Origin of the sequence: Brevundimonas sp. C43, from assembly GCF_030732185.1 — a bacterium.
Classification (GTDB): domain Bacteria; phylum Pseudomonadota; class Alphaproteobacteria; order Caulobacterales; family Caulobacteraceae; genus Brevundimonas; species Brevundimonas diminuta_C.
The window spans coordinates 464,419-484,467 of sequence record NZ_CP132231.1 but is presented as its reverse complement, the minus strand read 5'-3'; the positions used below and the strand labels follow the sequence as shown (position 1 = coordinate 484,467).

General features: G+C 67.7%; 17 protein-coding genes. 5 read left to right on the top strand and 12 right to left on the bottom strand.

The features are described from left to right. Positions 1-10: 10 nt before the first annotated feature. Complete coding sequence (rlmJ, locus tag Q9R14_RS02395) at positions 11-826, bottom strand: 23S rRNA (adenine(2030)-N(6))-methyltransferase RlmJ (RefSeq protein WP_306003369.1); 816 nt, start codon at positions 824-826, stop codon at positions 11-13. Positions 827-917: 91 nt separating this feature from the next. Between rlmJ and Q9R14_RS02390 the strand changes: the two genes are divergently transcribed. Next, positions 918-1,262: a hypothetical protein gene (locus tag Q9R14_RS02390; RefSeq protein WP_306003368.1), complete on the top strand. Its 345-nt coding sequence runs from the start codon at positions 918-920 to the stop codon at positions 1,260-1,262. Next, positions 1,262-2,284 carry a DNA topoisomerase IB gene (locus tag Q9R14_RS02385; RefSeq protein WP_306003367.1) on the top strand — a complete coding sequence of 341 codons (1,023 nt, stop codon included), beginning with the start codon at positions 1,262-1,264 and terminating at the stop codon, positions 2,282-2,284. The genes Q9R14_RS02390 and Q9R14_RS02385 overlap by 1 nt, the downstream gene beginning before the upstream one ends. A gap of 17 nt (positions 2,285-2,301) precedes the next feature. Here Q9R14_RS02385 and tdh read toward each other — a convergent pair whose 3' ends face one another. From tdh to Q9R14_RS02345, 8 genes are all read right to left on the bottom strand, one after another. Continuing rightward, complete coding sequence (gene tdh / locus Q9R14_RS02380) at positions 2,302-3,342, bottom strand: L-threonine 3-dehydrogenase (RefSeq protein ID WP_367269514.1); 1,041 nt, start codon at positions 3,340-3,342, stop codon at positions 2,302-2,304. Positions 3,343-3,459: 117 nt separating this feature from the next. Beyond that, positions 3,460-4,650, bottom strand: coding sequence for a glycine C-acetyltransferase (locus tag Q9R14_RS02375; protein WP_306003366.1), 1,191 nt, complete (start codon positions 4,648-4,650; stop codon positions 3,460-3,462). Positions 4,651-4,692: 42 nt separating this feature from the next. After that, a complete protein-coding gene (locus tag Q9R14_RS02370) occupies positions 4,693-5,607 on the bottom strand; it encodes a DUF4232 domain-containing protein (RefSeq protein WP_306003365.1) in 915 nt (304 codons plus the stop codon). A gap of 52 nt (positions 5,608-5,659) precedes the next feature. Continuing rightward, positions 5,660-6,082 carry a methylmalonyl-CoA epimerase gene (gene mce, locus Q9R14_RS02365; RefSeq protein WP_306003364.1) on the bottom strand — a complete coding sequence of 141 codons (423 nt, stop codon included), beginning with the start codon at positions 6,080-6,082 and terminating at the stop codon, positions 5,660-5,662. Next, a complete protein-coding gene (gene scpA, locus Q9R14_RS02360) occupies positions 6,079-8,238 on the bottom strand; it encodes a methylmalonyl-CoA mutase (protein WP_306003363.1) in 2,160 nt (719 codons plus the stop codon). Before scpA ends, mce begins: the two co-directional genes overlap by 4 nt. After that, entirely contained in the window at positions 8,235-9,617 is a 1,383-nt protein-coding gene (locus tag Q9R14_RS02355; RefSeq protein ID WP_306003362.1) for a methylmalonyl-CoA mutase family protein, read from the bottom strand. The genes scpA and Q9R14_RS02355 overlap by 4 nt, the downstream gene beginning before the upstream one ends. Further along, complete coding sequence (locus Q9R14_RS02350; protein ID WP_306003361.1) at positions 9,617-11,596, bottom strand: acetyl/propionyl/methylcrotonyl-CoA carboxylase subunit alpha; 1,980 nt, start codon at positions 11,594-11,596, stop codon at positions 9,617-9,619. The genes Q9R14_RS02355 and Q9R14_RS02350 overlap by 1 nt, the downstream gene beginning before the upstream one ends. Before the next feature lie 8 nt (positions 11,597-11,604). Further along, on the bottom strand, positions 11,605-13,140 hold the full coding sequence (locus Q9R14_RS02345; protein ID WP_306003360.1) for an acyl-CoA carboxylase subunit beta: 1,536 nt from the start codon (positions 13,138-13,140) through the stop codon (positions 11,605-11,607). Here Q9R14_RS02345 and Q9R14_RS02340 point away from each other — a divergent pair. The 3 genes from Q9R14_RS02340 to Q9R14_RS02330 are packed head-to-tail and all read left to right on the top strand — an operon-like array spanning position 13,139 to position 15,750. Then, complete coding sequence (locus tag Q9R14_RS02340) at positions 13,139-13,276, top strand: hypothetical protein (RefSeq protein ID WP_306003359.1); 138 nt, start codon at positions 13,139-13,141, stop codon at positions 13,274-13,276. The genes Q9R14_RS02345 and Q9R14_RS02340 overlap by 2 nt on opposite strands. Beyond that, positions 13,269-14,705 carry a short-chain fatty acyl-CoA regulator family protein gene (locus Q9R14_RS02335; RefSeq protein ID WP_306003358.1) on the top strand — a complete coding sequence of 479 codons (1,437 nt, stop codon included), beginning with the start codon at positions 13,269-13,271 and terminating at the stop codon, positions 14,703-14,705. The genes Q9R14_RS02340 and Q9R14_RS02335 overlap by 8 nt, the downstream gene beginning before the upstream one ends. Positions 14,706-14,712: 7 nt before the next feature. Next, positions 14,713-15,750 (top strand): oxidoreductase, encoded by a 1,038-nt coding sequence (locus tag Q9R14_RS02330; protein WP_306003357.1) that lies wholly within the window; start codon positions 14,713-14,715, stop codon positions 15,748-15,750. On the opposite strand, the gene pyk is transcribed toward Q9R14_RS02330, so the two are convergent. From pyk to Q9R14_RS02315, 3 genes are all read right to left on the bottom strand, one after another. Then, entirely contained in the window at positions 15,747-17,192 is a 1,446-nt protein-coding gene (gene pyk / locus Q9R14_RS02325) for a pyruvate kinase (RefSeq protein ID WP_055753148.1), read from the bottom strand. The two genes, Q9R14_RS02330 and pyk, sit on opposite strands and share 4 nt — an antisense overlap. A 136-nt stretch (positions 17,193-17,328) precedes the next feature. After that, positions 17,329-19,032, bottom strand: coding sequence for an alkaline phosphatase family protein (locus tag Q9R14_RS02320; protein ID WP_306003356.1), 1,704 nt, complete (start codon positions 19,030-19,032; stop codon positions 17,329-17,331). Between the two features lie 72 nt (positions 19,033-19,104). After that, positions 19,105-20,049, bottom strand: a complete 945-nt coding sequence (locus Q9R14_RS02315; protein ID WP_306003355.1) for a DUF808 domain-containing protein — start codon at positions 20,047-20,049, stop codon at positions 19,105-19,107.

Below are 20,049 nucleotides of genomic sequence, written 5' to 3'. Positions count from 1 at the left end.
GTGACTAGCGTCAGAAGGTCCAGACCTCGCCCCGTCCGCCCGTTTCGCCCAGCGCCCCCGCGACCCAGCCGCAGATCTCGGTCGCAGCCGCTTCCGCGCCCGCCGGCGGATTGACCACCACCATGGCGCAGCCGTTCATCTTCATCGGATTGGTCAACGGCCTCAGCCGCGCCTCGGCGACCAGGGTCGGCCCCGCCTTGCCCTGCAGCCGCCGGATGAAGCCGTCGAAGGTCTCCATATCCTTCAACGGCGTCCAGATGGCCACCGTCGCCGTTGGATCGCGCCTCACCACCGAAATCGCGGTCTCGGCCGAACGGATATAGTCGTCGGGCTTCTCGAACGGCGGGTCGATCAGCACCAGCGGACCGCGCGCCTTCGCCGCCTCAACCGCCACCGCCGCATAGCCGTCGCCCTCGCGCGCCTCGGCGTTCGCTTGCCCCGCCAGCGCCTCGGCCAGCATGGCCCGCACCGGCGAGTTCAGCTCGAACCCGACATAGCGACCGCCGGGCGTCAGCGCGTCCGCAATCAACAACGGCGACCCCGGGTAGAACCGAGCCCCGCCCACAGGATTCAGCGCCGCGACCTCGTCCGCCAGCGCGTCCATCAGGGGCGTCCGCCCCTCCGCGGACATCAGCCGCGCCACGCCGGCCTCGGCCTCCTTCGACCGCGCGCCATCCCCCGACAGATCGTAAAGCCCCGCCCCCGCGTGGGTGTCGAAAACCGTCAGCGGCCCCGCCGCCTGCCTAGCCTTCACCAACCAAAGCACCAGGGCATGCTTGACCAGGTCGGCGAAGTTTCCGGCGTGAAAGCTGTGGCGATAGTTCATGCCGCCTCGTCTCGCGCCCGGCCCGCGCGGTCAAGCGGAACTCGCGCGCCAGACACGGCGTTCGGCCCAAGTCCTTGTACGGAAAGATGCGATGGCCGCCAAAACCACTCTCACCGACGCGCAACGCACCCCGCCAAAGGGAGTCGCGACCCAGGCCAAACGCGGTCTCGACCTGCGCGACGAGCACGACCGGGGCGGGACCGAGGTCGGCGTACGCCGCGCCCATCAGTTGGCGGATCAGAAGCCCGTCTCGGACAAGGACATCAAGGATATCTACAGCTACTTCGCCCGCCACACCGTGTACAAGGACGGCAAGGGCTGGGGCAGCCGCACCGATCCTTCGGCCGGCTACATCGCCTGGCTGCTTTGGGGCGGCGATCCCGCAGAGCGGTGGATCAAACGCCTTCATGACCGCCTCGAAAAGGCGAACGGGTGATGGCCGACGGATCACACGCCTTCGACATCGCCGCCGAAGTCCCCCAAGGCCTCAGCTATTGCAGCGACGAGTTCGCGGGCCTGACCCGCCGCCGCGCAGGCAAGGGCTGGTCGTATCGCGACGCCAAGGGCAAGACCGTCACCGATGCCAAGACCCTGGACCGCATCCGCGCCCTGGCCATTCCGCCCGCCTGGACCGACGTCTGGATCTGTCCCAAGGCCAACGGCCATATCCAGGCGACCGGCCGGGACGTGAAGGGCCGCAAGCAATACCGCTATCACAACGACTGGAGCACGGCCCGCTCCGAAAACAAGTTCGACAAGCTGCCCGCCTTCTCGCGCAATCTGCCGAAATTGCGCGACAAGGTCGAACATGACCTGGCCCTTCGCGGCGTCTGTCGCGACAAGGTGCTGGCCACCGCCGTGCGCCTGCTGGAGATCACCCTGATCCGCGTCGGCAACTCCATCTACGCCAAACAGAACCGCAGCTACGGCCTGACGACCCTGCACAAACGCCACATCGACGTGGACGGCGCGGCCCTGACGTTCGAGTTTCGCGGCAAGAGCGGCAAGGATCACAGCGTCAGCGTCAAGGACCGGCGCCTTGCCAAGGTCGTACGGCAGCTGGAAGGCCTGCCCGGCCAGCAACTGTTCAAATACCGCGCGGCCGACGGCACGTTGTGCCCGGTCGATTCCGATGATGTGAACGCCTACATTCGCGGGGCGATGGGCGAGCAGTTCTCGGCCAAGGACTTCCGCACCTGGGCCGGCACCGTCTCGGCGGCGCGGGCGCTGCGCGACACCGAGGCCCCGACCTCGCCCACCGACGCCAAGCGAAAGATCACCGTCTGCGTGAAGGCCGTCGCCGGCCTCTTGGGCAACACCCCCACCGTCTGCCGCGCCTCCTACGTCCACCCCAAGGTCTTCGCCTTGTTCGAAAGCGGCGAAATCAGCGAGGTTTTGCCGGGCTCGGAGACCAAGGGGTTCGAAAAGGCGCTGATCAAACAGTTGCTGGCTGTCTGATCAGCGGCGCTCGTCTCTCAGGCGGCCTTGTCCCAGTCTAGCACGACCTTGCCTGACTGGCCCGACTTCATGGCTTCGAAGCCTTCGCGGTAGTCGGCGTAGCCTAGGCGGTGCGTGATCAGCGGGCTGAGGTCCAGACCGGCCTTCAGCAGGCCCAGCATCTTACGCCAGGTGGTGAACATTTCGCGGCCGTAGACGCCCTTGATCGTCAGGGCCTTCAGGATGATCGCGCCCCAGTCGGTTTCCATCGGCTTGCCGGGAATGCCCAGCAGCGCCATGCCGCCGCCCATGATCAGAGTGTCGACGCACTGTTTGAAGGCGATGGGCGAACCCGACATCTCCAGCGCCACGTCAAAGCCGACCTTCAGGCCCAGCTCCTTCATGACATCATGGATGTCTTCCTTGGTCGTATTCACGGTGCGAACGCCCGGCGCCACCTTCTGCGCCAGCTCAAGCCGGAAGTCGTTGATGTCGGTCAGGACCACGGTCCGCGCGCCCGCATGACGCGCCACGGCGGCGGCCATCATGCCGATGGGGCCGGCGCCGGTGACCAGCACGTCCTCTCCCAGAAGGTCGAATTGCTGGGCGGTGTGAACCGCGTTGCCGAACGGATCGAGGATCGAGCCGATCTCATAGGGCACGTCGTCCGGCAGTTCGATCACGTTGAAGGCTGGCGCCACCACGAACTCGGCGAAGGCGCCCTGGCGGTTCACGCCAATGCCGCGCGTCTTGGGGTCCAGGTGGAAATGTCCGGCGCGGGCCGCTTCGGAGTTCAGGTCGATGACGTGGCCCTCGGCCGAGACGCGCTGGCCGATCCTCAGCGGACGATCGACGTCCTTGCCGATGGCGACGATCTCGCCGGCGAACTCGTGGCCGGTGATCATCGGGGTCGGGACGTTCTTCTGGGACCATTCGTCCCAGTTCCAGATGTGGATGTCGGTGCCGCAGACGGCGGTGCGATGCACCCGGATCAGCACGTCTTCCGGTCCCGCCTCGGGGATCGGGGCGTCGATCAGTTCCAGGCCGACGCCGGGCGCGGTCTTGGCCAGGGCTTTCATCGTGTCGGTCATAGTCTCAACTCCCTGAAATCACGGCTCCGGGTTCATCCCGAAACCTGCGGCTGAGGCCCCACGCCTCCTCGCCGCTTGGTCTTCGCCGATGGCGGGCGAACGGGGCTAAATGACGCCCAGTTCACGTCCCGCCTGGGTGAACACTTCGACCGTCCGGTCGATCTGGTCGAAGGTATGGGCCGCCGACATCTGCGTGCGGATGCGAGCCTGGCCGCGCGGAACCACCGGGAAGCTGAACCCGATCACATAGACGCCCAGCTCCAGCGCCCGCGCCGCGAAATCCTGCGCCAGCTTGGCGTCGCCCAGCATGACCGGGATGATCGGATGTTCGCCGTCCAGCAGGGTGAAGCCTGCGTCCGACATGGCCCCGCGATAGCGATGGGCGTTGGCCGACAAGCGGGTGCGCAATGCATCGCCTTCCGTCCCTTGGGCGATGCGGATCGCCTCCAGGCTGGACCCGCACACGGCCGGCGCCAGGGCGTTGGAGAACAGATAGGGCCGGGCCCGCTGCTTCAGCAGTTCGACTACCGACTTCCTGGCGCAGATGAAGCCGCCCATGGCGCCGCCCAGGGCCTTGCCGAAGGTGCCGGTGACGAAATCCACCTCGACGCCGTGATGGGCGAACGAGCCCTTGCCTTGCGGCCCCAGGAAGCCCGTCGCGTGGCAGTCGTCGACCATGATCAGGGCGTCGTATCTGTCGGCCAGCACCCGGATCTCATCCAGCTTGGCGATATAGCCGTCCATCGAGAAGGCGCCGTCCGTGGCGATGATGATGTCGCGTGCGCCGGCCGCGCGGGCCTCCTTCAGACGGCTCTCCAGCTCGTCCATATCGGAGTTGGCGAACCGATAGCGTTTGGCCTTGCACAGCCGAACTCCGTCGATGATCGAGGCGTGGTTCAGGCTGTCGGAGACGATGGCATCGTTCTCGCCCAGCAGCGGCTCGAACAGACCGCCGTTGGCGTCGAAGGCGGCGGCGAACAGGATGGCGTCCTCGAAACCGAGATAGGCGGCGATCGTCGCTTCCAGTTCCTTGTGGATCTCCAGCGTGCCGCAGATGAAGCGCACGGACGCGGTGCCCGCGCCCCACTTCGCTTGCGCCGCCATCCCGGCCTGGGTCACGCGCTCGTCGCCGGCCAGGCCAAGATAGTTGTTAGCGCAGAAGTTCAGCACGTCGCGTCCGGCGACCTGGATCACAGGCCCCTGGCGCGAGGCGATGATGCGTTCGGGCTTGGTCAGGCCCTGGGCGTCGATCTCGGACAGTTCGCCGGCGACGCGGTCGTAGAAGCTCTGGGTCATGGGCCGCGACCTACGCCGATTTTCGATCGGTTTCCACCCGCCTCAGGTCGCCGGAGACGGGTTGGCCTCGGCCCGGATCGGACTGACGCGAATGCGACCGCCGCAGGGGCTGAACGAGAATGGCAGACTGACGGCGGCCGTATCGCTGGGCGCGGTGACCTTTATCGTGGCCGCGTCGGGACACGTCTTTTGCATCGCTTCATTGGGCACGACGCTCCAGGCCATTTCAAAATAAGCCTTGGCCCGGGGCGCCAGTTGCACCGGGGTCGGGGCCTGGCCTTGGCGGAAATAGCTGCCTGGGCTCTGTTCGGCGCGGATGGACGACAGGGTGCGCCCGCGCGCGTCCTGCAGGGTCACTGTGGGATAGCCGGTCAGGCTGCAGGCCTGGGTTCCGATATTCTGAAGACTGAAATTGGTGACCCGATTTCCGGCGCCCGCATCCCCGTCGCCGGTCGCCAGCGTCAGTTGCGGCCCCTTGCAGGGCAGCGCAGCGGGCACGACCCCGCCGGCCGCCTCGGTCGGCGTCTGACCCGGCGTTGGCAGCGGTCCGGGCATCGCATCCGCCCCGGGAATCGGCCGCGAGCAGCGCTCCAGCACCGCGACACTGGTCGTGCCGTCCGGCCCCAATCGACTCAGCGTGCTGCTCTCCTGCCCATCGCGCGTCGCCGTCCACCATTCCACCCCGCCGCCGATATAGCGCGCGCCGCTGGCGGCCTGCACCGCGCGCAGGGCGTAGGTCTGGTTCTGATGGGTCAGCCTGGCGTTGTCGCTGTCGACATACTGGACCTGAAGCGTCGCGCCGCTTTCGCAGGCATAGCCGACCGAGGGCGCGTCGGATGCAGGCGCGGCCGCTGGCTCGACCGGCGCGGCGGGCTGTTCGGGTTCGGTGCGCGAGCAGGCTGCGGCGCCGGTCAGGGCGGCGATGGCGACGAAGGCGGTCAGGCGGTGCGACATCATGTCATGTCCTCTGGTTTCGCCTTCAACGGCCCAACCTGACCAAAGGCTCCGCTTAATGCCCCGCTTTCGGCGTCTCCATCAGTTCGATCAGCACGCCGCCCATCTCCTTGGGATGAAGGAAGACCACCGGCGTCCCGTGCGCCCCGATGCGCGGCTCGCCTGTGCCCAGGATCGTCACCCCCTTGGCGCGCATCTCGGCGATGGCGGCGTGGATGTCAGCGACCTCGAAACAGACGTGGTGCTGTCCGCCCTTGGGATTCTTGGCCAGGAAGCCGTTGATAGGACTGTTCTCGTCATAGGGCTCGATCAACTCGATCTGAGCCGTCGGCGTATCGACGAAACAGACCTTCACCCCTTGCGCCGGCAGGTCGAACGGCTTGCCGATCTTCGTCGCGCCGAGGATATCGCGATACAATTTGATCGAGTCGGCGATGGACGGCGTGGCGACGCCGACGTGGTTCAGGGCGCCGATCATGACTTGTCCTTGTCGGGGGCGGGCTGGGCGTATCCCAGACGCTGGTTCAGCTTCTCGATCAGATCGACCGCCGTGTCGGCGATGGCCGAACCGGGCGGATAGACGGCGGCCGCGCCCATATCGAGCAGAGGCTGAACGTCGGACGGCGGGATTACGCCCCCAACCACGATCATGATGTCGGGCCGGCCCAGCTTCTCCAGCTCGGCCTTCAGCTCGGGCACCAGCGTCAGGTGGCCGGCCGCCAGCGACGATGCGCCGACTGCGTGAACGCCCTTCTCGACCGCTTCCTGGGCCGCCTCGGATGGCGTCTGGAACAGGCTGCCGGCCGTGACGTCGAAGCCCAGATCGCCGTATCCGGTCGCGACGACCTTCTGGCCCCGGTCGTGCCCGTCCTGGCCCAGTTTGGCGATCAGAATGCGCGGCGGCCCGCCGTCGTTCTCGACGAAGGTCGCGACCATCTCGCGGGCGCGGGCGAAGCGGGCGTCCTTGCCGGCCTCCTTGGCATAAACGCCCGACACGGTCTGGACCGTCGCGACGTGGCGGCCGAAGGCAGCCTCCAGCGCATCGGAGATTTCGCCCACCGTCGCCTTGGCGCGGGCGGCCTGAACCGCCAGCTCCAGCAGGTTGGCGTTCCCGCGTGCGCCATTTGTCAGGGCGTCCAGCGCCGCATCGGTCGCCGCCTGATCCCGCTCGGCGCGCAGGCGTTGCAGCTTGTCGATCTGGGCGGCCAGCACCGCCGCATTGTCGACCTTCAGCATCGGAATGTCGTCCACGACGGGGTTCAGATATTTGTTCACCCCGACCACCGTCTGCTGGCCGGTGTCGATCCGCGCCTGGGTCTTGGCGGCCGACTCCTCGATCCGCAGCTTGGGGATGCCGGCTTCGATCGCCTTGGCCATGCCGCCCAGGGCCTCGACCTCGGCCATGTGGCCGCGGGCGCGTTCGGCCAGTTCGTGGGTAAGCCGCTCGACATAGAAGCTGCCGCCCCAGGGGTCGATGACCCGCGTCAGACCCGTCTCCTGCTGCAACAGGATCTGGGTGTTGCGCGCGATCCGGGCCGAGAAGTCGGTGGGCAGGGCCAAGGCCTCATCCAGCGCATTGGTGTGCAGGCTCTGCGTCTGACCGCCCGCCGCCGCCATGGCCTCGACCATGGTGCGCGGCACATTGTTGAACACGTCCTGCGCCGCCAGAGACCAGCCCGACGTCTGGCAGTGGGCGCGCAGCGACAGCGACTTGGGATCGACCCCGCCTTCCTTGCGCACCGCCTCGGCCCACAGCAGGCGGCCGGCGCGCATCTTGGCTACCTCCATGAAATAGTTCATGCCGATGGCCCAGAAGAAGCTCAGGCGCGGCGCGAACCGGTCGATCGGCATGCCCGCCGCGACGCCCGCGCGCAGATATTCGATCCCGTCCGCCAGGGTGTAGGCTAGCTCGATATCCGCCGAGGCTCCCGCCTCCTGCATGTGATAGCCGCTGATGGAGATCGAGTTGAACTTCGGCGTCTCCTGCGCGGTCCAGGCGAAGATGTCCGCGATGATCCGCATCGAGGGCTCGGGCGGATAGATGTAGGTGTTGCGGACCATGAACTCCTTCAGAATGTCGTTCTGGATGGTTCCGGTCAGCTTGGCGTGCGGCACGCCCTGTTCCTCGGCCGCGACGACATAGAGGGCCAGGATCGGCAGCACCGCCCCGTTCATCGTCATCGACACCGACATCTGGTCCAGCGGGATCCCGCCGAACAGGGTGCGCATGTCATAGATGCTGTCGATGGCCACGCCCGCCATGCCGACGTCGCCCTTCACCCGCGGGTGGTCGCTGTCATAGCCGCGGTGCGTCGCCAGGTCGAAGGCGATGCTCAGCCCCTTCTGACCGGCCGCCAGGTTGCGGCGATAGAAGGCGTTGGATTCCTCTGCGGTCGAGAAGCCGGCGTATTGCCGGATCGTCCAGGGATTGCCCGCATACATGGTCGGATAAGGACCACGCACGAACGGCGCGAACCCCGGCAGACCATGCGGGTGATCCAGCGCGTCCGTGCTGTCGGGACCATAGGCGGTCTCGACCGTCAGCCCCTCGGGCGTCAGCCACGGATCGCGCGTCGGCCCCTGCCCCGTCGCGTCGAGGCTCAGGGCGATCTTGCTGAAGTCCGGGAAACTCATTGGCCCGCCTCCTCGAAGGACGCGGCGAACCGGATCGGCGTCATGGGTTCGCAGACGCGCTGCACCGACGACGGCGCGGCGTCGGCCGCCTCGACCGGCGCGGAGCGGACGTCCGCATCGACATATTTGGTCACGCCGATGATCTGAGCCGCGCCGTTCGTCAGCGCGGCCTCGTGCACGGCGCGGGCGCGGGCGATGCGGGGCTGGATGACCGAACCCTTCAAAGCCTCGACCAGGCCGCCCTCGGCCTCGATCATCTGGAATTCGGCCCAGCCGGCCTCGGCCAGGTCCCGCGTGCGGGCGTCCAGATACCAGGAGCCGGCCGCCGGATCGTCGACCCGACCCAGATTGGCCTCTTCCATCAAAACCAGCTGGGTGTTCCGCGCCTGACGCCGGGCGAAGACGTCCGACGTCCCGGAGGCGCGGGTGAAGCCGTCCAGCACCACCACGTCCGCCCCACCGACCGCGCCGGCGAACCCCGCCGCCGTCAAACGCAGCAAGTTGGGCCAGGGATCGCGCGCTGACAGCATCCGCCGCGACGAGCGCGCTTCGATAACCGCCGGAACATCCAAGTCGAACGCCTTGGTCAGGCTGGCCCAGATCAGCCGCATGGCCCGCATCTTGGCCAGGCTGTCGAAATATTCCGCATCGACCGACAGGCCGACGACCGTGCCGCGCAACGCCGCCTCGACCGACATCCCGGCCTCGACCGCCGCCTTCGCATGGGCCACGATGCTGGAGGCCGCAAAGGCCAGCTCCTGCGCCGCCGATCCGCCGGCCTCGTGCGCTACACGCCCGCTGGCCATGAAGAAGGTCGCGTCGGGATAGGCGCCCGCATGGCGCGCCGCCGTATTGGCCGCCAGGCTAAGATGCTCTTCCACCGAACGCGGCGCCCCGCCCGCCTCGGCGAAGGCCGAGACCGGGTCCATATGAAATCGCAGCTTGGCGCGCGGCGAGCCCTTGGCGACGACCGCCAGGGCATTGGCCGCATCCGGCCCGTCAATCCCGGCGTCCAGCGCGACCGGCGCCAGCTCCAGCGCCACGCCTTCCAGCGCCCGGCTGAGCGGCGCGGAATCCGCCAGCACCCGCCCCTTCAGCACCACCGACGCCGCGCCGTTCTCCAGATCGGTCAGGACGGCGGCGTTGACCGCCTCGGCATCGTCGCCCTCCACCAGCGTCCGCAGATCCCAGGCCCGGCCTTCGGAGTCGGATGGACGCGGGGCGAAGATCGGCTGCACGCCAGTCGCGCCCGCATACAACGGCCGCGTCACCAGCTGATCGGCGTCGAGATGCATCAGCGACTCGATCGGTCGATCCTTCAGCGCCTTCTGGGCCGCCTCGCGCCATTCCAGCGGCGTGGGCGCGGGAAAGCCCGTCATCACCCGAACTCCACCAGCACGTCGTCCGCCGCCACCGGATCGCCGTCCTTGGCGCCGACCGCCTTCACCACCCCGTCGCGCTCGGCCTTCAGGATGTTCTGCATCTTCATGGCCTCGATGATGGCCACCGTCTCGCCGGTCTTGACCTCCTGGCCGACGACCACCGGGATCGAGACCACCAGACCCGGCATCGGCGACAGCACCATCTTGGAGGTGTCCGCCGCGACCTTTTCCGGCAGGCGCGCATACAGTTCGGCGACGTGCGGCCTCAGCACCCGCACCCGCGCCTTGGCCGCGCGGTGGCGGATGTCGAAGCCGTCGGCGACGCGCTTGACCTCGGCGGTGAAAGGCTCGCCGTTCAGATCGGCCTTGAACTGGGCCAGGCCCGGCCGCCAGTCGATGTCGGACAGTCGGATGTCGCCCCCGCCCGTCAGGGTCAGGATCATCTCCTCGTCCTCGTCATAGGACAGGCCGACGCCGTGCGGCGTCTTGTCGATCATCACGATCCAGTCGGTCCGGTCCGACGGGTCGCCGTCCTGTTCGGCGATGACCTCGTGCATGGCCAGGGCCGAGGCGATCAGAATCCGCTCCTGGTCCTGCGTTGGTTTCACGCCGTGGAAGCCGTCCGGGAACTCGTCCTTGATATAGCTGGTCGACAGATTGCCCGACTTGAACCGGTCCTGATCCATCACCGCCGCCAGGAAGGGCACATTGTGGCCCAGGCCCGACAGGTGGGTGTCCTCCAGCGCGCGGGCCATGCCCTCGACCGCCGCCTCTCGCGTCTCACCCCAGGCGCACAGTTTGGCGATCATGGGGTCGTAGAACATGCTGATCTCGTCGCCCTCGCGGACGCCAGAATCGTTCCTGACCGTATAGTCCTCCTGATCGCCCTCTTCCGGCTGCTCGTAGCGGACCAGCCGCCCGATGGACGGCAGGAAGCCGCGATAGGGATCCTCGGCATAGATGCGGCTCTCGATGGCCCAGCCGTCGATCTTCAAGTCCTTCTGTTCGAAGGCCAGCGTCTCGCCCCAAGCCGAACGGATCATCTGTTCGACCAGATCGACGCCGGTGATCAGCTCCGTCACCGGATGCTCGACCTGCAGCCGGGTGTTCATCTCCAAGAAGTAGAAGCTCTTGTCCTGACCGGCGACGAACTCGACCGTGCCGGCCGAGTCATAGTTGACCGCCTGCGCCAGGGCGACGGCCTGCGCGCCCATCGCCATGCGGGTCGCCTCGTCCAGCAAGGGGCTCGGCGCCTCCTCGATGACCTTCTGGTTGCGGCGCTGGATCGAGCATTCGCGCTCGAACAGATGGACGACGTGGCCGTGCTTGTCGCCCAGCACCTGGATCTCGATATGGCGCGGATCGACGATGAACTTTTCCAAAAAGACCCGGTCGTCGCCGAAGGCGTTCAGCGCCTCGGCCTTCACCGCCGCAAACCCCTCGGCCATGTCGGCGTCCGAATGGGCCACGCGGATGCCCTTGCCGCCGCCGCCGGCCGAGGCCTTGATCATGATCGGATAGCCGATCTCGTTGGCGATCTTGACCGCCTCCTCCGGCGTCTCGATCAGGCCCATATGCCCCGGCACGGTCGAGACGCCCGCCTCGGCCGCCAGCTTCTTGGAGCTGATCTTGTCGCCCATGGCCTCGATCGCCTCGGGGTTCGGGCCGATGAAGGCGATCCCCTCGTCCCTCAGCCGCCGCGCGAACCCCGCGTTCTCAGACAAGAACCCAAAGCCCGGATGCACCGCCTGCGCCCCCGTCTGGCGCACCGCCTCGACGATCTTGTCGGCCAGCAGATAGGACTGCGCCGCCGGCGCCGGCCCGATCAGCACCGCCTCGTCGGCCATCTCGACCGCCAGCGACCCGGCGTCGGCCTCCGAATAGACCTGCACCGTCTGGATGCCCATCTTGCGGCAGGTCTTGATGATCCGAACCGCGATCTCGCCCCGGTTGGCGATGAGGATTTTGGAGAACATGTCTGAGCCTACAGCGGAATATTGTCGTGCTTCTTCCAGGGGTTCTCCTGGACTTTGTTCTTCAGCGTCCGCAGCGCCTTCACCAGCCGCCGCCGCGTGCCGTGCGGCATGATGACGTCGTCGATATAGCCCAGACCAGCCGCCACGAAGGGGTTGGCGAACCGGTCCTTGTACTCAGCCTCGCGCGCGGCCAGGGCCTCGGGATCGCCGGCCTCCTTGCGGAAGATGATCTCGACCGCCCCCTTGGCGCCCATGACCGCGATCTCGGCGGTGGGCCAGGCGTAGTTGACGTCGCCACGCAGGTGTTTGGAGCTCATCACGTCATAGGCGCCGCCATAGGCCTTGCGCGTGATCAGGGTCAGTTTCGGCACCGTCGCCTCGGCATAGGCGAACAGCAGCTTGGCCCCGTGTTTGATCAGGGCACCGTATTCCTGCTTGGTCCCCGGCATGAAGCCCGGCACGTCCACCAGCGTCACCAGCGAAATGTCGAACGCGTCGCAGAAGCGCACGAACCGCGCGGCCTTCCGGCTTGAATCGATGTCCAGCACGCCCGCCAGCACCTGGGGCTGGTTGGCGACGATCCCGACCGTCTGGCCGTCCAGCCGGCCGAAGCCGCAGATGATGTTCCTGGCGAAGTCGGTGCCGATCTCGAAGAAGTCGGCCTCGTCGACCACCTTCAGGATCAACTCCTTCATGTCATAGGGCTGGTTCGGATTGGCCGGGATCAGGGTATCCAGCGACGGCTCGTCACGCTCCGGCTCGTCATAGCTTTCGCGCACCGGCGGCTTTTCGCGGTTCGACAGCGGCAGGAAGCCGATCAGGCGGCGCACCTCCGACAGGGCCTCCAGGTCGTTCTCAAACGCCCCGTCCGCCACGCCCGACTTGCCGGCGTGGACGCGGGCGCCGCCCAGGTCCTCGTGGCTGACGACCTCGTTGGTGACGGTCTTCACCACGTCGGGGCCGGTCACATACATGTAGCTCGTGTCCTTCACCATGAAGATGAAGTCGGTGATGGCGGGCGAGTAGACGTCTCCGCCCGCGCACGGGCCCATGATCACGCTGATCTGGGGAATGACGCCGCTGGCGAGCGTGTTCTGCAGGAAGATGTCGGCGTAACCCGCCAGACTCTCCACCCCTTCCTGAATACGCGCGCCGCCGGCGTCGAACAGACCGATGATCGGCGCGCCGGTGGTCAGGGCCATCTTCTGCAGCTTGACGATCTTGGCCGCATGGGCGCCCGACAGCGATCCCCCGAAGACCGTGAAGTCCTTGGAGAAGACATAGACCAACCGTCCGCCGATCGTGCCGCGACCCGTCACCACCCCGTCGCCGGGGATGCGCTGGTCCTGCATGCCGAAGTCGTGGCTGCGGTGCTCCACGAACATGTCGGTCTCCTCGAAGGAGCCCTCGTCCAGCAGCACGTCGATGCGTTCGCGCGCCGTCAGCTTGCCCTTGGCGTGCTGGGCGGCGATACGCTTTTCCCCACCGCCCAGTTTGGCGGCGGCGCGACGGCGCTCCAGTTCTTCAAGGATGGCTTGAGTCATGATGGATCTTCGCCTCTCGTTCAAAGAACGCGTGGCGCCTTCATCGCAAAATGGCAAACGCAACTTTGCAAAAAGTGTGGAACTGCGCGGGCTTGCAAAGGATGGCAATATGATCTGCAAAGTTGCGAATGGCTGAGAAGCTTTTCCTGGGCGCCAAACTGCGAAAGCTGCGCGAGGCCCGCGGCTGGACGCTGGAGGCCTGCGCCGAGCGGCTGGGCCTGTCGCCGTCCTATCTGTCGCAGATTGAGACCAATCAGCGCCCGGCGACCGCGCGTGTCCTGATCGCCCTGACCCGCGCCTTTCATGTGGACGCCAGCCTGTTCGATCTGGAGGGCGACGCCCGCCTGATCGCCGACCTGCGCGAAGCCACCACCGACATTGCGGGCCCGATGATGGGTGAGGCCGAACCACCCACGGCCGCCGAGCTGAAACAGGCCGTCGCCAACACCCCGCGCCTGGCCCGCCAGTTCCTGGCCCTGCACCAAACCTTCCGTCGTCTGGAAGAGCGGGTGAAGGCGCTGGACGACACCCTGGGCCGGGACGAACACGGCGCCAGTGTCGCCCTGCTGCCCTACGAGGAGGTGCGCGACTTCTTCCATTATCGGGACAACTATATCGACACGCTGGACACCGCGGCCGAGGCGCTGGCGGCAACGCTGGTGCAGGACGGCCAGATCGAGCGGGCGCTGGAGGCCGCGCTGAGCCAGGCGCACGGCGTCCGCGTCGCCTATGTCGCCGGTCAGGAGGCCCTGCGTCGCTACGATCCCGCCAGCCGCGTCCTGACGCTCGACGCGTGGCAGCCCGGCGCGACGCGGTCGTTCCAGCTGGCGCATCAGCTGGCCCTGCTGTCCTTCCGCGACCTGATCGAGGCCGAACTGGATCAGGCCGCCTTCCGCACCGACGCCGCGCGGGACGTGGCCCGCGTGGGTCTGGCCAACTATGCGGCGGGCGCGCTGCTGTTGCCCTACCGCGCTTTTCTGGAGGCGGCGCGCGAGGAGAAGCACGACATCGACCGGCTGCGGACCCGGTTCCAGGTCAGTTTCGAACAGGTCTGCCACCGGCTCTCGACCCTGCAACGGCCCGGCTGGCGCGGCGTGCCCTTCTATTTCGCCCGCGTGGACATGGCCGGCAACATCACCAAGCGCCACAGCGCCACCCGCTTCCAGTTCGCCCGCTTCGGCGGCGCCTGCCCGCTGTGGAACGTCCACGAAGCCTTCGCGGCGCCCGACCGGATCGGGGTGCAGTTGGCCGAGATGCCGGACGGTTCGCGCTACATCTCCATCGCCCGCAGCGTGTCCAAGCCCAGCGGCTCCTACTTGGCCAACGACCGCCGCTACGCCCTGTCCCTGGGATGCGAGGTCGAACATGCGGGCGCGCTCGTCTATGCCGCCGGCCTCGATCTGAACGGCCCCGCCGCGCGGATCGGCGTCAGCTGCCGCATCTGCGAGCGCACCGACTGCACCCAACGCGCCTTCCCACCCCTCGACCGAACCCTGCACGTGCCCGAGAACGAGCGCGGCGTGGTGCCCTATGTGCTGGATGGCCCGCGCCCCGACCGCTATTGATCGGGGCATGACCTCACATGCACCCATCGGCGTCGCCGTCGTCGGCTACGGCCTGGCGGGCCAGACCTTCCACGCCCCCCTGATCGCCGCCACCCCCGGCCTGCGCTTGGCCGCCGTCGTCTCGTCCCGACCCGAAGCGGTCCACGCCGACCTGCCCGATGTGGAGGTGCTGCCGAACCTGGACGCCGCATTGGCCCGTGACGACATCGGCCTGATCGTCGTCGCCACACCGGACGCCCTGCACGCCGAACAGTCGATCGCCGCGCTGAAGGCCGGCAAGTCGGTGGTGGTGGACAAGCCCTTCGCGGCGACCCTGGCTGACGCCGAAGCCGTCGCCGCCGTCGCAGCGTCATCGCCCGGCGTTTTCAGCGTCTTCCAAAACCGCCGTTGGGACGCCGACTTCCTGACCCTGCGCCGCCTGATCGACCAGGGCGAACTCGGCGAGATCGCCGTGTTCGAAAGCCACTACGACCGCTTCCGCCCGACCGTCACCGATCGCTGGAAGGACAAACGCGACGGCGGCGTCTGGGCCGACCTGGGCCCGCACCTGATCGACCAGGCGGTCCAGCTGTTTGGGCCGCCGCTGGCCATCTATGCCGATCTCCAGGCCCAACGTCTCGGCGCCACGGCCATCGACTACGCCCACGTCCTGCTGCGCTACGGCCGGCTGCGCGTCATCCTGAACATGAGCCACCTCGCCGCCGAGGCTAGCCTCCGCTACGCCGTCCACGGCATAGGCGGCAGCTTCATCAAACACGGTCTCGACGCCCAGGAGGGCCAGTCCAAGGCCGGCCTGCGTCCCGGCGACGCGGACTGGGGCCTCGATCCTTCGCCCGGCGAGCTGACGAAGCAGATCGACGGCGACACCGTCCGCACCACGCCGACGCCCGCACGCGGCGACTATCCCGCCTTCTACGCCGCCATGCGCGAGGCGATCCTCGGCGAAGGACCGCCGCCCGTCCCCGCCGATCAGGCCCTGACCGTCATGCGCATCCTCGACGCCGGTCTGCGCAGCGCGGCGGAGCGTCGCGAGATCGCCTTCTAGCTCTTCTTACGTCCCTTCGACGTCGCCGCAGGCGCGTGGGCCAGTCGCAGCAGATTGGCCGCACCGGGCGCTCCGAACGGCGTGCCGGCCAGGATCAGGATGCGCTGGCCCGGCTCGGCCAGACCATATTTGACCGCGCTGTTGACGGCGTCGTCCGTCACGGCCTCCAGCGAGTCCGGCTGCTCGCCCAGACGCGGCTCCAGTCCCCATACCAGGGCGAGCCGGCGCGCGGTGTTGGGATTGGGCGTCAGCACCAGGATCGGCTTCAACGGCCGCTCGCGCGCCATCCGCCGCGCCGTGCCGCCCAGGGTCGTGAACACCACCAGACAGCCGGTCGAGGGCGCATTCGCCGCCATCCGCGCCGCCCCGACCAGGGCGTCCACATCATGCTCATCCATGCCGGCATGTTCGGCGCCCATCAGACTGGGCCACATCGGATCGCGTTCGACCCGCTCGATGATCCGGCTCATGATGCCGACGGATTCCAGCGGATAGTCGCCCGACGCCGTCTCGGCCGACAGCATCAGGGCGTCCGCGCCCTCATAGACAGCATTGGCCACATCGGTCGCCTCGGCGCGTGTCGGGGCCGGGGCGCTGGTCATCGATTCCAGCATCTGGGTGGCCACGATCACAGGCACCCCGCGATTGCGGGCTGCGCGCACGATCTGCTTTTGCGCCACCGGCACATCCTCGGGATCCAGTTCGACGCCCAGATCGCCGCGCGCCACCATAACCCCGTCGCAATAGTCCAGGATGGCTTCCAGATCGGCCAGGGCCGCCGGCTTTTCGATCTTGGCGAGGCAGGCCGCCTGCCCGTTCACGATCCGCTTCAGCTCGGCCATGTCCTCGGGTTTCTGCACGAAGCTGAGCGCCACCCAGTCCACGCCCATCCGCAGGGCGAAGGCCAAGTCCTCACGGTCTTTCGGCGTCAGGGCCGAGACCGGGATCACCGCCTCGGGCACCGCCACGCCCTTGCGGTCCGACAGCTTCGAGCCGCTCTCGACCGTCACATCCGCCCACTCATCGGTCCGCTCGCCGACCCGCAGACGCACCCGCCCGTCGTCCAGCAGCAGCAGCATGCCCTTGCGCAGCGCCTTGAAGATTTCCGGATGTGGCATCTGCACCCGCGTCTCGTCGCCGGGCGTCGGGTCCAGGTCGAAGCGCATGGTGTGGCCCGGCTTGACCGAGATCTCGACGTCCTTGAACCGGCCCAGACGCAGCTTCGGCCCTTGAAGGTCGGCCAGTACGCCCAGCGGACGCTGCAGGGCCATCTCAGCGCCGCGCACCGCCTTCAATGCCGCGGCGTGATCCTCATGCGACCCGTGGCTGAAGTTCAGACGGAACACGTCCACCCCCGCCTGGGCCAGCGCCTTGACGGTGCTGGGCGCACGGCTGGCGGGTCCCAGGGTGGCGACGATGCGCGCGCGACGGGCTCGGTTCATGACGTTTCCTGTTGGCTCTCTCGGACGGCAAAACGGGGCCGCCTGGGCGATTTCGCCCTCTTCTGCCAACGAAACCCGCGCTGCGTAAGGCCGCCTTCCTCTCAGGAAACATGAGTTGACGGCCGGAAACAGGAGTTTATCTGGCCGCCGCCCCGCAAGCCGCCACGGCAAACCCGTTCAGATCAATGCATCGGCCCTCGACCTGGGGCGCCGGGACGCCGATCACATGGGCGAGGGTCGGGGCGATATCGACGGTCCGGATCGGCAGGAACCGCTCTTCGGCCTTGGCGCCCGGCCACCAGAAGATGATCGGCACGCGCCGGTCATATTCCCACGGCGTACCGTGGCCGGCCAGGGTCGAGCCGACGCGGCCGCCCGAGGTGGTGTTCTGGGTCCAGGCGAACTGGATGTCAGGCGATCGCTCGGCGACGGTCGACAGCCGCATCCGCTCGCGCACTGTCATCATCTCGGGCTGACGGCTGTCCGGCAGAGGCTCGGCCAGCAGCCGGTCGCGCGTCTCGGCGAAGGCCACGTCCGGCAGGGCGCGCAGCATCTCGACCGCCGCCTCCGCCACCTGTGTCCGCAACGGATCGGGCAGCGACTTGTGATCCGCATCGGCGACCATCCAGCCGCTTCCGCCGGACTGCAGCGGATCGGCGCGCAGGTTGAAGCGCGCCTTCAGCGCGGCGTTGACGCCCTTGATCGCATCGGTGTCGGCGCGGTGCGCCTGCGGATAGCCATGCTCGTGCAGCCGCTCGACGAAGTCCGAACCGCCGTGATCAGCCGTCAGAACGACCAGCGCCCCACCCGGAACCTGGGCCAGCTTGTCCAAGAAGGTGCCCAGCGCCGCATCCAGCCGGTGCATCTGCTCGCACATTTCCGGGCCCTGGGTGCCGTACATATGGCCGATCCGGTCGGTGGCCGACAGGCTGACGCCCAGCATGTCGGTCGCCGTCCCCTGCCCCAGCTTCTGGCTGTCCAGCAGATATTCCGCCGCCTTCAGCGTCTGCTCGTCCAGCAATGGCGAGGTGTCGAACTTCAGCCCCGCCGGCGGCAGCACCGAATGGAAGGTCTGGCCGCGAATGGTCCAGTCGCCCGCCAGCGCCCGGCAGTCCGCATTCTGATAGTCCCAGGTTGTCGGCGTCGCCGCCGTCCAGGCGTTGAAGTCACCGTTGAACGCAGCGACCGGCGCCAGTTTCGCCTCGGCCGTCTGACCCGGCTCGACATAGGTGGTCAGTCCAAACCCGTCGGTGAACCAGAAGGCCTGCCCCTGATGACCGGCCAGATTGATCGCCCCGCGATCCTTACCCGACACAGCCATCACCTTGCTGTCCGGGCTGACGTTCTTCAGCCAGTCGCCCAGCGTCGTCGCGCGCAGCTGATCCGGCCCCACCGGCCCGTTATCGGTGTCGTCGCGCCCGTGCGCCAGGTGGTTCTGCGGCGCGGCCAGGCAATAGACCTCCTTGCCGGTCTTGCCGTCGATCCAGTCGTTGGCGGGAATGCCGGTCTCGGCCGGATGCATCCCGGTCAGAACGGTGGAGTGCCCGGGGCAGGTCTCGGTCAGACCGTGGGTCTGATAGCCGTTGATCGACACCAGCCCCTGGTCGGCCAGCCGGCGCAGGCCGCCGCTGTAGCGGCTGCGATACTGGTTGAAGAGGTTGGCGCTGAACTGATCGACCACGATGGTCACGATCAGTTTGGGCGGCGTCAGGGCCGCAGCCGATGCCTGAGGCGCGGCCCCCTGAACCGCCGGCTGGGCGACCGGCGCGCCCGCACAGGCGGCGCCCGTGATCGACAAGATGGCCAGACACGCGGCGGCGACGTGACGCGACAGGGACATGAACAACTCCAACAACGGCCGTGCGGCCTCTAGCCGTAGCGGATGGCGCCCGCGTGACAGCCCGGCTCGCTCCTAGTGCGATTCCTTGGACCGCAGGCGCGAGACCTGATGCAGGACCAGCACCACCACCCCGCCGACGATCAGCCCGATCACGGCCGAGGCCACCGCCGTGGTCAGCCAGCTCATGACCCCCGCCAGCGGCCCGAACAGTGCGCCGACGGCATGCGACAGATGCTCGACCGGTACCGCCGGCCAGTGCAGCCCCAGCGTATGGGAACCGTGCAGCAGAATGCCGCCGCCGACCCACAGCATGGCCGCCGTGCCGATCGCCGACAGGGCGCTCATCACCATCGGCATGCCCTTGACCAGCCCCCGCCCCAAGGCGCGAACCCCGCCATTGGGCCGCTGAGCCAGATGCAGGCCGATGTCGTCCATCTTCACGATCAGGCCGACCGCGCCATAGACGACCACGGTCATGGCGATGCCGACCACCGCCAGCACAGCGGCCTGGGTCAGGATCGGCTGCGCCGCCACATCGGCCAGGGCGATGGCCATGATCTCGGCTGACAGGATCAGATCGGTGCGCACCGCGCCCGACACGGTCGTCTTCTCCAGCGCCGCCGCATCGCGCGCGACCGGCGCGGCATCCTCATGCCCGCCGTGCCCCATCGCCTCCAGCAGCTTTTCCGCCCCCTCGAAACACAGATAGGTGCCGCCGCACATCAGGATCGGCGTGATGGCCCAGGGCGCGAAGGCGCTGAGCACCAGGGCTACCGGCAGGATGAAGATCAACTTGTTGCGAAACGACCCGAGCGCGATCTTGCTGATGATCGGCAGTTCGCGGCTGGGCGACAGGCCCACGACATAGCGCGGCGTCACCGCCGCATCGTCCACCACCACGCCGGCGGCCTTGGTCGAGGCCTTGCCGGCCGCCGCTCCCACGTCATCCAGCGACGCGGCCGCCAGCTTTGCGATGCCGGCGACGTCGTCCAGCAGCGCGATCAGTCCAGACGGCAT